At 59.6% G+C, this 14,593-nt stretch carries 11 protein-coding genes; 6 read left to right on the top strand and 5 right to left on the bottom strand.

Features of this window, described 5'->3' with window-relative positions:
- Nucleotides 1-83: 83 nt before the first annotated feature.
- Nucleotides 84-1,382: an MFS transporter gene (locus tag ACA056_RS19300; protein WP_497266976.1), complete on the top strand. Its 1,299-nt coding sequence runs from the start codon at nucleotides 84-86 to the stop codon at nucleotides 1,380-1,382.
- A gap of 179 nt (nucleotides 1,383-1,561) precedes the next feature.
- On the opposite strand, the gene ACA056_RS19305 is transcribed toward ACA056_RS19300, so the two are convergent.
- Nucleotides 1,562-3,025, bottom strand: coding sequence for a glyceraldehyde-3-phosphate dehydrogenase (locus tag ACA056_RS19305; protein ID WP_095052060.1), 1,464 nt, complete (start codon nucleotides 3,023-3,025; stop codon nucleotides 1,562-1,564).
- A gap of 362 nt (nucleotides 3,026-3,387) precedes the next feature.
- Here ACA056_RS19305 and mfd point away from each other — a divergent pair, with 362 nt between their 5' ends.
- From mfd to ACA056_RS19320, 3 genes are read left to right on the top strand one after another with little or no spacing between them, the layout of a single operon-like run.
- Entirely contained in the window at nucleotides 3,388-6,837 is a 3,450-nt protein-coding gene (mfd, locus tag ACA056_RS19310; RefSeq protein WP_497266978.1) for a transcription-repair coupling factor, read from the top strand.
- 10 nt (nucleotides 6,838-6,847) lie between these two features.
- Complete coding sequence (locus tag ACA056_RS19315) at nucleotides 6,848-7,414, top strand: CsiV family protein (RefSeq protein ID WP_497266980.1); 567 nt, start codon at nucleotides 6,848-6,850, stop codon at nucleotides 7,412-7,414.
- Nucleotides 7,415-7,424: 10 nt separating this feature from the next.
- Nucleotides 7,425-10,112 carry a DEAD/DEAH box helicase gene (locus tag ACA056_RS19320; protein ID WP_497266982.1) on the top strand — a complete coding sequence of 896 codons (2,688 nt, stop codon included), beginning with the start codon at nucleotides 7,425-7,427 and terminating at the stop codon, nucleotides 10,110-10,112.
- Between the two features lie 122 nt (nucleotides 10,113-10,234).
- On the opposite strand, the gene ACA056_RS19325 is transcribed toward ACA056_RS19320, so the two are convergent.
- The 3 genes from ACA056_RS19325 to ACA056_RS19335 all read right to left on the bottom strand — a co-directional run bounded on the left by ACA056_RS19325 (nucleotide 10,235) and on the right by ACA056_RS19335 (nucleotide 12,861).
- Nucleotides 10,235-10,972, bottom strand: a complete 738-nt coding sequence (locus ACA056_RS19325) for an S-methyl-5'-thioinosine phosphorylase (RefSeq protein ID WP_497266984.1) — start codon at nucleotides 10,970-10,972, stop codon at nucleotides 10,235-10,237.
- 12 nt (nucleotides 10,973-10,984) lie between these two features.
- Nucleotides 10,985-11,983: a beta-N-acetylhexosaminidase gene (nagZ, locus tag ACA056_RS19330; RefSeq protein ID WP_497273569.1), complete on the bottom strand. Its 999-nt coding sequence runs from the start codon at nucleotides 11,981-11,983 to the stop codon at nucleotides 10,985-10,987.
- 170 nt (nucleotides 11,984-12,153) lie between these two features.
- Nucleotides 12,154-12,861, bottom strand: a complete 708-nt coding sequence (locus ACA056_RS19335; RefSeq protein WP_497266986.1) for a TetR/AcrR family transcriptional regulator — start codon at nucleotides 12,859-12,861, stop codon at nucleotides 12,154-12,156.
- A 229-nt stretch (nucleotides 12,862-13,090) separates the two neighbouring features.
- Here ACA056_RS19335 and lexA point away from each other — a divergent pair, with 229 nt between their 5' ends.
- Entirely contained in the window at nucleotides 13,091-13,699 is a 609-nt protein-coding gene (gene lexA / locus ACA056_RS19340) for a transcriptional repressor LexA (protein ID WP_007933171.1), read from the top strand.
- A 10-nt stretch (nucleotides 13,700-13,709) separates the two neighbouring features.
- Entirely contained in the window at nucleotides 13,710-14,183 is a 474-nt protein-coding gene (gene sulA / locus ACA056_RS19345; protein WP_008151409.1) for an SOS-induced cell division inhibitor SulA, read from the top strand.
- 95 nt (nucleotides 14,184-14,278) lie between these two features.
- On the opposite strand, the gene ACA056_RS19350 is transcribed toward sulA, so the two are convergent.
- A complete protein-coding gene (locus ACA056_RS19350) occupies nucleotides 14,279-14,512 on the bottom strand; it encodes a hypothetical protein (protein ID WP_497266988.1) in 234 nt (77 codons plus the stop codon).
- Between the last annotated feature and the right edge of the window lie 81 nt (nucleotides 14,513-14,593).

The raw sequence follows: 14,593 nt of genomic DNA on the forward strand, positions 1-14,593 counted from the left end.
ACGCAAAGCCTGTGGGAGCGAACCTTCCCGCCCCCACAGGCGCAACGTTTTCAAACAAGATTTACCAGCGTGAGTACCTACAAATGTCTTCCAATACGAGCAACGGCAAAGCAATTTTTCGCGTCGTCAGCGGAAACTTCCTGGAGATGTTCGACTTTATGGTCTACGGCTTTTACGCCACGGCCATTGCTAAAACCTTCTTCCCGGCCGACAGCGCTTTCGCTTCCCTGATGTTATCGCTGGCCACCTTCGGTGCCGGCTTCCTGATGCGCCCATTGGGGGCGATTTTCCTCGGCGCCTATATCGACCGTCACGGTCGACGCAAAGGCCTGATCATCACCTTGGCGATGATGGCTGCCGGTACTGTGTTGATTGCCTGCGTGCCGGGTTACGCCACGTTGGGCGTTGCGGCGCCGCTGATCGTACTGTTCGGTCGCCTGCTGCAAGGTTTCTCGGCCGGCGTGGAACTGGGCGGTGTGTCGGTCTACCTCGCCGAGATTTCCACCCCGGGTCGCAAAGGCTTCTTTGTCAGTTGGCAGTCCGCCAGTCAGCAAGCTGCGGTGGTATTCGCCGGCCTGCTCGGCGTGGGTTTGAACCATTGGCTCAGCCCGGAACAAATGGGTGACTGGGGCTGGCGCGTGCCATTCCTGATCGGCTGCATGATCGTGCCGGTGATCTTCGTGATTCGTCGCTCGCTGGAAGAAACCCCGGAATTCCAGGCGCGTAAGCACCGCCCTACCCTGCAAGACATCGTCCGCTCGATTGGTCAGAACTTCGGCATCGTCCTCGCCGGCATGGCGTTGGTGGTGATGACCACTGTGTCGTTCTATCTGATCACCGCCTACACCCCGACCTTCGGCAAAGCCGAACTGCATCTGTCGGATCTGGATACGTTGCTGGTGACCGTGTGCATTGGCCTGTCGAACTTCTTCTGGCTGCCGGTCATGGGGGCTGTGTCCGACAGGATCGGACGCAAACCCTTGCTGCTGGCGGCGACGATTCTGGCGATCCTCACCGCCTACCCCGCCCTGTCGTGGCTGGTAGCAAACCCGAGCTTCAGCCACTTGCTGATCGTCGAGTTGTGGCTGTCGTTCCTGTATGGCTCGTATAACGGCGCCATGGTTGTGGCGCTGACCGAGATAATGCCGGTGGAAGTTCGTACGACTGGATTCTCTTTGGCCTACAGCCTGGCGACAGCAACCTTCGGCGGGTTTACACCGGCAGCCTGTACGTACCTGATTCATGTGCTGGATAACAAGGCTGCACCAGGAATCTGGCTCAGCGGTGCGGCGGTACTGGGATTGATCGCAACATTGGCGTTGTTCCGCGGCAACCGTCATGAATTGCGGACGGCGCAAGCGGCGGTGGTCGGCGGCGCCTGAGAGATCGCTTTCGCGAGCAAGCCCGCTCCCACATTGGATTTGCGTGCGCCGCAGATCAAATGTGGGAGCGAGCTTGCTCGCGAAGAGGCCGGCCCAGACAACACACCTCCAACCGGCAAATCGCACACAAACAAAAACGCCCCGACCAAAGTCGGGGCGTTTTCATGTGCGGCTAAGGCTTAGCGCGGGAACGCTGGCGGGTTTACACCGGCCATGTCTTCCATCACGCGGACTACCTGGCAGCTGTAACCGAACTCGTTGTCGTACCAGACGTACAGAACAACGCGGTTGTCCTGAACGATGGTCGCTTCAGCGTCCACAACGCCTGCGTGGCGCGAGCCAACGAAGTCGGTGGAAACCACTTCCTGCGAATTGACATAGTCGATTTGCTTGTGCAGATCGGAGTGCAGCGCCATGTAGCGCAGGTACTCGTTCATCTCTTCACGGGTGGCGGCTTTCTCAAGGTTCAGGTTGAGAATGGCCATCGACACGTTCGGCGTCGGAACGCGGATCGCGTTACCGGTCAGCTTGCCGGCCAACTCAGGCAGCGCCTTGGCAGCAGCGGTGGCAGCACCGGTCTCCGTGATAACCATGTTCAGTGCGGCGCTACGGCCACGGCGATCACCCTTGTGGAAGTTGTCGATCAGGTTCTGGTCGTTGGTGTACGAGTGAACAGTTTCGACGTGACCGTTGATGATGCCGAACTTGTCATTCACAGCTTTCAGCACCGGCACGATGGCGTTGGTGGTGCAGGAAGCGGCGGACACGATCTTGTCGTCAGCAGTGATTTCACCGTGGTTGATACCGTGAACGATGTTCTTCAGCTTGCCTTTGCCAGGTGCGGTCAGAACAACGCGGTCGATACCCGGGCAGGCCAGGTGCTGGCCCAAGCCGTCGGCGTCACGCCATACACCGGTGTTGTCCACCAGCAGCGCATTTTTGATGCCGTACTGGGTGTAGTCCACTTCAGTCGGGTTCTTCGCGTAGATAACCTGGATCAGGTTGCCGTTGGCGGTGATGGTGTTGTTGGCTTCATCAATGGTGATGGTGCCATTGAAGGAACCGTGCACCGAGTCGCGACGCAGCAGGCTGGCACGCTTGACCAGATCGTTCTCGGCGCCCTTGCGGACAACGATGGCGCGCAGACGCAGGCCGTCGCCACCACCGGTTTTCTCGATCAGGATGCGCGCCAGCAGACGACCGATACGACCGAAGCCATACAGGACAACGTCGGTGCCGGTACGGCCGGAACCATTCTGCTTGCCGACCACATCGGCCAGTTCGTCACGGACGAACGCTTCGGCGGTACGGCCATTACCTTCGGCTTTGAATTTGACAGCCAGCTTGCCCAGATCTACCGAAGCAGCGCCGAGCTTGAGTTCGCTCATTGCCTTGAGCAGCGGGAATGTTTCGTGGACGGACAATTCGCTGTCATCGGACTGGCGATGGCGAGCAAAGCGGTGAGCTTTGAGAATCGCGATGACAGACTGGTTGATCAGACTGCGGCCATAGATCGAGCTCACCACGTTGTTATTGCGGTAGAGCTGACCGATAAGCGGAATCATCGCTTCTGCGAGTGCTTCACGGTCGATCCATTCACCAAGACACTGGTCGGGCTTCTGAGTCACGGGAACCTTCCACATGTAGGGGCAGAAAAAAGGGGCTACATTATGCCGCCGAGTGCCTCCCGTAGCAATGCGCGCCTGTCGCGTAGCCAGTAACAAAATCCTCTTCAAAAAAATAACGCACAGCTCAAGCCCAATGAAACCGGGGCCTGCAGCTCAGTCATTTTTTTGGAGACACCGCTGTCTTGTCTGTAACCCTCCGTAACACTCAGTCGTTTTGCCACTACATATTCAGTCTTTTTTACTAAAAAACGGGCCGATTTTGTCTTTACCACTACATTTCGCCCAACCTGCGTAATAGACACATCTGCAACTGACAGGCGGCACCCGGGACCGCTACAATTACCGACTTTGTCGCAACGCTTGGAGCTCAACCTTCCGTGCCCGTTCTGCGTCTACCGCTTCTCCCTGCCGCGGCAGGTAAACAGCACTGGGGCAACCTGCCCGGTGCCGCCCTGAGCCTGGCAATTGCCGAGGCCGCCAGCGCTGCCAAGCGCTTTACCCTGCTACTGACCGCCGACAGCCAAAGTGCCGAACGGCTGGAACAGGAGCTGAGTTTCTTCGCCCCGGATTTGCCGGTGCTGCATTTCCCGGACTGGGAAACCCTGCCCTACGATTTGTTTTCGCCGCACCAGGACATTATTTCCCAGCGAATCTCCGCGCTGTATCGATTGCCGGAGCTGAGTCATGGCGTTCTGGTCGTGCCGATCACGACGGCCCTGCATCGCCTGGCACCGACCAAATTCCTGCTCGGCAGCAGCCTGGTGCTGGACATCGGTCAGAAGCTCGATGTCGAGCAAATGCGCACCCGGCTTGAGGCCAGCGGCTATCGCTACGTCGATACGGTGTATGAGCACGGCGAATTTACCGTACGCGGCTCGCTGATCGATCTGTTCCCGATGGGCAGCAAACTGCCTTTCCGCATCGACCTGTTCGACGACGAAATCGAGACCCTTCGTACCTTCGATCCGGAAAACCAGCGTTCCATCGACAAGGTTGAAACGGTTCGCCTTCTGCCAGCGAGAGAGTTTCCGCTGCAAAAGGATGCGGTCACCCGCTTCAAGGCGCGCTTCCGTGAGCGTTTCGATGTCGACTTCCGTCGCTGCCCGATCTTCCAGGACTTGAGCAGCGGGATTACACCGGCGGGTATCGAGTACTACCTGCCGCTGTTCTTCGACGAAACCTCCACGCTGTTCGACTACCTGCCGCAGGACACGCAAGTGTTCTCACTGCCCGGCATCGAGCAGGCGGCGGAAAACTTCTGGAACGACGTGCGCAATCGCTATGAAGAGCGCCGCGTCGATCCGGCCCGTCCTTTATTGCCGCCCGCCGAGTTGTTCCTGCCGGTGGAAGATTGCTTCGCTCGGCTGAAGAACTGGCCGCGCGTAGTCGCCAGTCAACAGGACGTGGAAACCGGCGTCGGCCGCGAGCGCTTCCCCGCTCGGGAGCTGCCGAACCTGGCCATCGAAGCCAAGGCCACCCAACCGTTGGCGGCGCTTGCGGGTTTCCTCGACGAGTTCCCCGGTCGCGTGCTGTTTACCGCCGAATCCGCGGGCCGTCGTGAAGTGTTGCTGGAGTTGCTGGAACGCCTGAAGCTGCGACCGAAAACCGTCGACAGCTGGCCGGACTTCGTCGCGAGCAAGGAGCGCCTGGCAATCACCATCGCGCCGCTCGACGAAGGCCTGGTGCTTGACGACCCGGCCTTGGCCCTGGTCGCCGAAAGTCCGTTGTTCGGTCAGCGCGTGATGCAGCGCCGTCGCCGCGAGAAACGCGCCGACGCCAACAACGATGCCGTGATCAAAAACCTCACCGAACTGCGCGAAGGCGCGCCGGTGGTGCATATCGATCACGGCGTCGGTCGCTATCTCGGGCTGACGATTCTGGAAATTGATAGTCAGGCCGCCGAATTCCTGACCCTCGAATACGCCGAAAACGCCAAGCTTTACGTGCCGGTGGCCAACCTGCATCTGATCGCCCGATACACCGGCAGCGACGATGCCCTGGCCCCGCTGCACCGCCTAGGCTCCGAGACCTGGCAGAAAGCCAAACGCAAAGCTGCCGAACAAGTACGCGATGTGGCCGCCGAGTTGCTCGACATCTATGCCCGCCGCGCCGCTCGCGAAGGTTATGCGTTCGAAGACCCGAAAGCCGATTACGCGACGTTCAGCGCCGGTTTCCCGTTCGAAGAAACCCCGGACCAGCAAACCACCATCGATGCAGTGCGCGCCGACATGCTCGCACCGAAGCCGATGGACCGCCTGGTCTGCGGCGATGTGGGCTTCGGCAAGACCGAAGTGGCCATGCGCGCGGCGTTCATCGCGGTACACGGCGGTCGTCAGGTGGCGATCCTGGTGCCGACCACCCTCCTCGCCCAGCAGCATTACAACAGCTTCCGCGACCGCTTCGCCGACTGGCCGGTGAGCGTGGAAGTAATGAGCCGCTTCAAGTCGACCAAGGAAGTCAACGCCGCGGTCGCGGACCTCGCCGAAGGCAAGATCGACATCGTCATCGGCACGCACAAGCTGCTGCAAGACGACGTGAAGATCAAAAACCTCGGGCTGGTGATCATCGACGAAGAACACCGTTTTGGTGTCCGTCAGAAGGAGCAGCTCAAGGCCCTGCGCAGCGAAGTCGACATTCTCACGCTTACCGCCACGCCGATTCCACGCACGCTGAACATGGCGGTGTCGGGCATGCGCGACCTGTCGATCATCGCCACGCCGCCGGCCCGCCGCCTGTCGGTACGGACTTTCGTCATGGAACAGAACAAGAGCACGGTCAAAGAGGCCTTGCTCCGTGAGCTGTTGCGTGGCGGTCAGGTCTACTACCTGCACAACGACGTGAAGACCATCGAGAAATGCGCCGCCGACCTCGCCGAACTGGTGCCGGAAGCACGGATCGGCATCGGCCACGGGCAGATGCGCGAGCGCGATCTCGAACAAGTGATGAGCGACTTCTACCACAAGCGCTTCAACGTGCTGATCGCCTCGACCATCATCGAGACCGGCATTGACGTGCCGAGCGCCAACACCATCATCATCGAGCGTGCCGACAAGTTCGGCCTGGCACAGCTGCACCAGTTGCGCGGCCGGGTCGGTCGCAGTCACCACCAGGCTTATGCTTATTTGCTGACGCCGCCGCGCCAGCAAATCACGCCTGACGCCGAAAAACGTCTGGAAGCGATCGCCAATACACAGGACCTCGGTGCGGGCTTCGTGCTCGCCACCAACGACCTGGAAATCCGTGGCGCCGGCGAACTGCTCGGCGACGGGCAGAGCGGGCAGATCCAGGCCGTCGGTTTCACGCTGTACATGGAGATGCTCGAGCGCGCGGTGAAGTCGATCCGCAAGGGCGAACAACCGAACCTCGATCAACCGCTCGGCGGTGGTCCGGAAGTCAATCTGCGCGTACCGGCGTTGATTCCCGAGGACTATCTGCCGGACGTGCACGCCCGACTGATCCTCTACAAACGCATCGCCTCGGCCACCGACGAGGAAGGCCTCAAGGACTTGCAGGTGGAGATGATCGATCGTTTCGGTCTGTTGCCGGAACCGACCAAGAACCTGATGCGCATTACCGCGCTGAAATTGCAGGCCGAGCTACTGGGCATCAAGAAAGTCGACGGCGGCCCGCAAGGTGGCCGAATCGAGTTCGCGACGCAAACCCCGGTCGACCCGCTGACGCTGATCAAGCTGATCCAGAGCCAGCCCAAACGCTACAAATTCGAAGGCGCCACGATGTTTAAATTCCAGGTGCCGATGGAGCGCCCGGAAGAGCGCTTTAATACTGTAGAGGCGCTGTTTGAGCACCTCATTCCGAAAACTGCTTGAAGGACGCCGCATGCGCCTGTTTCGCTTACTGACCTTGTTGATAACCTTGGTCGCCCCTACGGCATTTGCCGATGACCTGTATCAGATTGAAATGATTCTGGTCCGCCAAAACGCCGTGCCCGCAATCGTCAGCCGCGCCGCGCCGGAAGACTGGGCGGCCGGAGCTCAGCCCATCAGCCCCGACAGCCTGCGCACACCGAGCCTCAATGCTGAAGTGGAAAAACTCACCGCCAGCAATGAATACACGGTGTTGCTGCACAAGGCCTGGCAACAGAACCTTGGCGAAGAAGCCAGCAAAGTTGCGATCAGCGAGGGCAAAGAACAGTTCGGCCAGTTCCCGATCGAGGGCACGCTGAGCATGAAACTGGGACGGTTCACCGATGTGGATGCAGATTTCTGGGTCAACCAGATCGACGCCAACGGCATGGTCACCGCCAGCGAACGTATGAAGCAGGAAAGCCACACCAAGAACGGCCAGCTGAACTTCCTCGACAATGGCCACCTCGGCCTGCTGATCAAGATCACCTCGCTGACTGCCCCTGCGCCTCGGCCAGTCCCCGATGAAATTCCGGACTGATTGAGTCCTTATGTCAGCGACCCTGAGCAAACCCCTGGCACCTTCCTGGGTCAGCCGATTCAAGGAACAGAGCCTGGAGCGTGGCCGTCGCTACGCTTTGGAGAACCGCGTCAGGATCGTCGAGGCTGGCGACGCCACGATCATTGCCGCCTGCGAGGGCTCTGGCGGAAACGTTTACCGTCAGACCATTCGCCTGCGCGAGTCAGCCAAAGCCACGTTGCTGATGATTGACGCCACCTGCACCTGCCCGGTCCACAGCAACTGCAAACACTGCGCAGCGGTGTTACTGAAAGTGCAGGAAACCCTGGCCTACCCAGCCGCAGCGCAAGACGCCGAGCTACTCGAGAAACTTCAAGCCGTACTGGAAAACCGTAGCCCGAAGGCGCCGCAAGTGCTGGTGGATAACGTGCAACCGGTGCCGCGCTTGTGGCTGGCGAGCATCGAGTTCAGCGCCTTCGAACCGCGCAATGGCAAGATGCAGCGTTACATTCAGCATCGCGCGGCGTTGTCATTCAGCTATCTGGATGAATACGTTTCCGGGCAGAAGAACGCCGACATTCTGATTCGTCAGGAGACGCAAACGTTACGGATAAAACGCCGCCCGGAAGTCGAACAGACCTACAGGGAACAGCTACGAATCCTCGGCTTCAAGGTCGCCACCCGGCAAAGCAAAGCCTTGCCGGAAAGTGCCGGCGAGCTTTTCGAGATGGTCAACGACAGCGCCTGGCTGACCTTCACCCTCAATGAACTGCCGAAGCTGCGTACCCAGGGTTGGGAGTTGCAGATCGACGAAGAATTCGGTTTCGACCTGACTGCCGTGGACGATTGGTACGCCACCGTAGAACAGGCACCGGAGCGTGACTGGTTCGATCTGGAACTGGGAATCATCGTCAACGGCGAACGGCTGAGTCTGCTGCCGATCCTGCTGAACCTGATGCGCTCTCACACCGAGATCCTCAACCCGGAACGCCTTGCACGACGTCGCGACGACGAGTTGATCCTGGTGAACATTCCCAATCGCCCGAACTCCGAGTACGGCCCGCTGCAAGTCGCCCTGCCCTTCGGCCGATTGAAACCGGTACTGGCGACCCTCGGCGAGTTCTACCTGCAAGGGCCCGGCGAAACGACGCTGCGCCTGAGCAAAGCCGATGCCACGCGACTGAATCCGCTGGAAGACCTGCCGTTGCTCTGGGAGGGTGGCGAGCAAATTCGCACCTTCGCCCAACGGCTGCGGGACATCAAGGACTTCACTGCGACCGCACCGGAAGGTCTGAACGCGACCTTGCGCCCCTATCAGCTGGAAGGCTTGAGCTGGATGCAGTCGTTGCGACAACTGGAAGTCGGCGGGATTCTCGCGGACGACATGGGTCTGGGCAAAACCCTACAGACCCTGGCGCACATTCTCAGTGAGAAGAACGCCGGACGCCTCGATCGGCCGTGCATGGTGGTGATGCCCACCAGCCTGATCCCCAACTGGCTGGATGAAGCGGCGCACTTCACACCGCAACTCAAAGTGCTGGCGCTGTACGGTGCCAGTCGCAAAAAGCATTTCGACACGCTGGCCGATTACGACCTGATCCTGACCACCTATGCGCTGCTGCCCAAGGACGTCGAACGTCTCGCCGCGCAGCCTTTGCACGTGTTGGTTCTGGACGAGGCGCAATACATCAAAAACCCCAACAGCAAGGCCGCCCACGCTGCCCGCGAATTGAATGCCCGTCAGCGTCTGTGCCTGAGCGGCACGCCGCTGGAAAACCACCTGGGTGAGCTGTGGTCGCTGTTTCACTTCCTGCTGCCCGGCTGGCTGGGTGACGTGAAAAGCTTTAACCGCGATTACCGCGTGCCGATCGAAAAGCGCGCCAGCGAAGTGCGACTTCAGCACCTCAACGGTCGGATAAAACCGTTCCTGCTACGTCGAACCAAGGAACAAGTGGCGACCGAGCTGCCGCCGAAAACCGAAATCATCCATTGGGTCGAGCTCAATGAAGCCCAGCGCGATGTGTACGAAACCATGCGCCTGGCGATGGACAAAAAAGTCCGCGACGAGATCACCCGCAAGGGCGTGGCGCGCAGCCAGATCATCATTCTTGAAGCGCTGCTGAAGCTGCGTCAGGTCTGCTGCGATTTGCGCCTGGTCAACGATGCCGCCCTACCCACTCGCGGCAGCACGTCGGGCAAGCTCGACAGCCTGATGGAAATGCTTGAGGAATTGTTCGATGAAGGTCGGCGGATCCTGCTGTTCTCGCAGTTCACTTCAATGCTGTCGTTGATTGAAGATGAGCTGAAAAAACGCGGAGTCGATTATGCGCTGCTGACCGGGCAGACCCGCGACCGCCGCGCACCGGTCAAAGACTTCCAGAGCGGCAAGCGTCAGATCTTTCTGATCAGCCTGAAGGCGGGTGGCGTCGGCCTGAACCTGACCGAAGCCGACACGGTGATTCACTACGATCCGTGGTGGAATCCGGCGACGGAAAATCAGGCCACTGACCGGGCGTATCGCATTGGTCAGGAGAAGCCGGTGTTCGTCTACAAGATGATTGCCAGGGGCACGGTGGAAGAGAAGATTCAGCATCTGCAGAAGGAAAAATCCGACTTGGCGGCTGGCGTGCTGGATGGGCGCAAGACCGGGGACTGGAAGTTGCAGAGTGATGATATTGAAGCGTTGTTTGCGCCGTTGCCGGATAAGTTGGAAAAATAGCGGCGACTATTAAATCGTCATCGCGAGCAAGCTCGCTCCCAGAGGGTTATCGCTGTACCTGTGGGAGCGAGCTTGCTCCGGGCGGCGTTCCGACGATGGGGTCAACTCGGAGTGACGACTGCTCAGCCTTTAAGCACCCGCGCCAACGTCGACTTCACCTTGCCCATCCCGTCATGCAGCGCGTTCTCGATCTCGGCCATGGTGATCACCGACGTGGACTTGCCCGCTGCCGGGTTTACTACCAGTGCCAGACAGGCGTAATCCAGTTCCAACTCGCGAGCCAACGCCGCTTCCGGCATTCCGGTCATGCCGACGATGTCGCATCCGTCGCGCTCCAGTCTGGCGATTTCAGCGACGGTTTCCAGACGTGGCCCCTGAGTGCAGGCGTACACGCCTTGACTGGCAAAACCAACGCCTTCAGCCGCCAATGCCGCGATTAGCTGCTGACGCAGGGCTTCGCTGTAGGGATAGCTGAAATCGATGTGGGTAACCTGTTCGAGATTATCGGCGAAATAGGTGTGTTCGCGACCACTGGTGTAGTCGATCAATTGATGCGGTACGCAGAAATATCCGGTGTCCATCACAGCATGAATCCCACCCACGGCATTGACCGCGAGAATCGCTTCGGCGCCAGCCTGTTTCAGCGCCCAGAGGTTGGCGCGGTAGTTCACCTGATGCGGCGGAAAACGGTGAGGATGACCGTGGCGCGCAAGAAACAGCACTTCCTTGCCGGCGTACTCACCGATCTGCACCTCGGCCGAAGGCGCGCCGTACGGCGTGTCCACCGCCAGAGACTGATGAATGCTCAAGCCTTCGAGTTGAGTCAGGCCGGTGCCACCGATAATCGCGTAAACCGTCATAACGAAAAGCCCCTAACCAATCAGTTGAGCTTCTTTGAGCGCACCGACGGCTGTCAGCCAGCGCGGATGCTGACGGTATTCGATGTTGGCGTACGACTGGCCGCGCATCCGCGCGATGCGCTCGGACGGCTTGACCTTCAGACGCTGGGCGGCGCTCAGGGCCAGTTCAGCGGCCGCGCGATCGTTGCACACCAGGCCCATGTCGCAACCGGCCGTCAGCGCCGCTTCGATACGGCTGGCAGCATCGCCGACCACGTGGGCGCCGGCCATGGACAGGTCATCGCTGAAGATCACGCCGTCGAATTGCAGCTCGCCACGCAGGATGTCCTGCAACCAGCGGCGGGAGAAGCCGGCGGGTTGGGAATCGACTTGCGGATAGATAACGTGGGCCGGCATGACCGCAGCCAATTGCTTGCTCAGTCGGGCGAACGGCACCAGGTCATTGGCGCGGATTTCGTCGAGACTGCGCTCATCAACAGGTATCGCAACGTGGGAATCGGCCTCGGCCCAGCCGTGACCGGGAAAGTGCTTGCCGGTGGCGGCCATGCCGGCGCTGTTCATGCCGCGAATGAAGGCACCCGCCAGCAACGCTGCACGCTCGGGATCACCTTCGAATGATCGGGTGCCGACCACGGCGCTGCGCTGGAAGTCGAGGTCCAGCACCGGAGCGAAACTCAGATCGAGGCCGACAGCCAGCACTTCAGTCGCCATGATCCAGCCGCACTGCTCGGCCAGGTACTCGGCATTCGGATTGTCAGCGATGGCGCGCATGGCTGGCAGTCGTACGAAGCCCTGACGCAAACGCTGAACCCGGCCACCCTCTTGGTCGACTGCCAGCAGCAGATCGGGGCGAATGGCGCGGATAGAGGCGCTCAACTCGCGCACCTGACGCGGGTGTTCGATATTGCGAGCAAAAATGATCAGGCCGCCCACTTCGGGTTGGCGCAACAGTTGGCGATCTTCAGCCGTCAGCCAGGTACCGGCGACGTCCACCATCAACGAGCCTTGCAGGCCAGCAGTCATAGAGATTCCTTGATAACGATAAACCCGGCTCGCACGAAATCGCCGCCATGGGCTATGCCCGGCAGGTCGGCGATACAAATGGGGAGCGGGTTCAGAACGAGAGTCGGCATGGGCGGCTAGCTTAGCGGATGTCAGCTGCCGCGCCCACCCATGTGCGGTTAAACCTTGGCGGCAACCGGGGTTGATTTGCTGCGCGGACGCAACTGCGCGGTGGCCATGGCTGCGTCGGTCACACCGGTTTCGGCGCGCATGCCTGCTGCCAGGAACGGCACCATCAGACGCATTACTTGCTCAATGGACGTGTTGACGCCGAAGTCGGTCTCGGCAATTGCGCGCAGGGCCTTGATACCGGACATGCTGAACGCAGCGGCGCCGAGCATGAAGTGCACACGCCAGAACAGCTCAATCGGCGGAATACGCGGTGCAGCTTCGTTGACCAACATCATATAGCGGCGGAACACCTTGCCGTACATGTCTTCCAGATAACGCCGCAAGTGCCCTTGGCTCTGACTGAAAGCCAGACCCAGCAAACGCATGAAAATCGACAGATCGTTGCCGCTGCGTGGCTGCACCACCAGGGCTTGCTCGACGAGGATTTCCAGCAGCTCTTCAAGTGTCGGCCTGTTCTCCGGCTTGGCCTGACGCCGCTCCAGCTCTTTATCAAGGCTTAAGCAGAACGGCCCGAGAAAGCGCGAGAAAACTGCCTGGATCAGCGCCTTCTTCGAACCGAAGTGATAGTTCACCGCCGCCAGATTGACACCGGCCTTGCTGGTGATCAGACGCAATGAGGTTTCAGCGAAACCTTTTTCCGCGAACAATTGCTCGGCAGCATCAAGAATGCGTTCAACGGTTTCCGACTGGGCCATGGCTACTCCGCCTGACAAACACTTGTTTGAAACATACGTTTCAGCCTGTGTCTTGTCAAGCCTGGCCGTTCGTTTTGGGAATGGTCGGTCAGCTATTTAACCATACAACTCTCAAGCGTGAATCAGCAGGCTGATCGACCGTCTGGCGGTCGACAAAAAAAGGGGCATTGCCAAGACCGTTTCACTGTATATAATCCCAGTCACTGTATAAAAAGACAGAGCGATCAATATGCTAAAGCTGACGCCACGCCAAGCAGAGATTCTGGCCTTCATCAAACGTTGCCTCGAAGACAACGGCTACCCGCCAACCCGTGCGGAAATCGCTCAGGAACTGGGTTTCAAGTCGCCCAATGCGGCGGAAGAACACCTCAAGGCGCTGGCCCGCAAGGGCGCGATCGAGATGACGCCCGGTGCTTCCCGTGGTATTCGCATCCCCGGCTTCGAAGCCAAGGCCGACGAGTCGACCCTGCCGATCATTGGCCGAGTGGCTGCCGGTGCTCCGATCCTCGCCCAGCAGCACATCGAAGAGTCTTGCAACATCAACCCGTCGTTCTTCCATCCTCGCGCCGACTATCTACTTCGGGTTCATGGCATGAGCATGAAGGATGTGGGCATTTTTGACGGTGACCTGCTGGCAGTGCACACCACCCGCGAAGCTCGCAACGGCCAGATCGTAGTAGCGCGGATCGGCGACGAAGTGACCGTCAAGCGTTTCAAGCGCGATGGTAGCAAGGTCTGGTTGATTGCCGAAAACCCTGAATTCGCCCCTATCGAAGTGAACCTGAAAGATCAGGAACTGGTGATCGAAGGCTTGAGTGTCGGCGTCATTCGCCGCTAAAGGAGGCTTTATGCAGTTCCCACACACATCACAGCAAGCCCAACTGCCGTTGTTCGAGGCTTTCATGGTGCAGCCATTGGCGCCGATCCTGAAAGACGTGGTCGAGTCACCCTGGAGCGCCGAGCCAGAAGTCTTCAGTGAGCTGTCGCTGCGTGGTGCAGCCGGGAACTGCCTAAACCTTCTTGCGCCGATTCTCAGGGAACTGAGTCAGGACCAGGACGCGCGCTGGCTGACGCTGATCGCTCCGCCCGCCAGCCTGACCCAGGCCTGGTTGCGGGACGCCGGCCTTAATCGCGAACGCATCCTGCTGCTGCAACCGCGCGGCACTCAGAGCGCTCAGCAGTTGACCTGCGAGGCCTTGCGCCTGGGCCGCAGCCACACGGTGGTCAGCTGGCTCAACCCCTTGAGCACAACCTCACGGCAACAGTTGATCAGCGCCGCCCGGATCGGGGACGCACAAAGCCTGAATATTCGATTGGGTTAACTGACAAACAATGCGCGCGTTGAACAGCGCGGGGCTTCTCCAAGGATAGAGAAGCCAACCTGTAGCGATATCAGCAAAAAAACCGACGGGCGGGATCAATGCAGAACCCGAGCCCCCTCGTCCGTATTGAATTCGCCTTCAACCAAGCGTCCGGCCATCTGAACGCCGACGCTCAACATCGCCTTGGCGACTTCCACGTGCTGGCCCTGCAGGAACGCTTTGGCATCCTCGGAGAAATCCAAAGTAACCAGAGAACCCTCGTCCTCAGCCCTGCGCAGCTCGATACGGCCGTCTGGTAACTCGACAATTTCTAGAAAGGACGTTGGCATAAAGGTCTGTTCTCCACGAAAGGCGGGGATTATATAGGCATCGGCCAGGCTTCGCTCGGGATCTTGAGGAACGGTAATCAA

The organism is Pseudomonas sp. LBUM1666 (genome assembly GCF_059695775.1).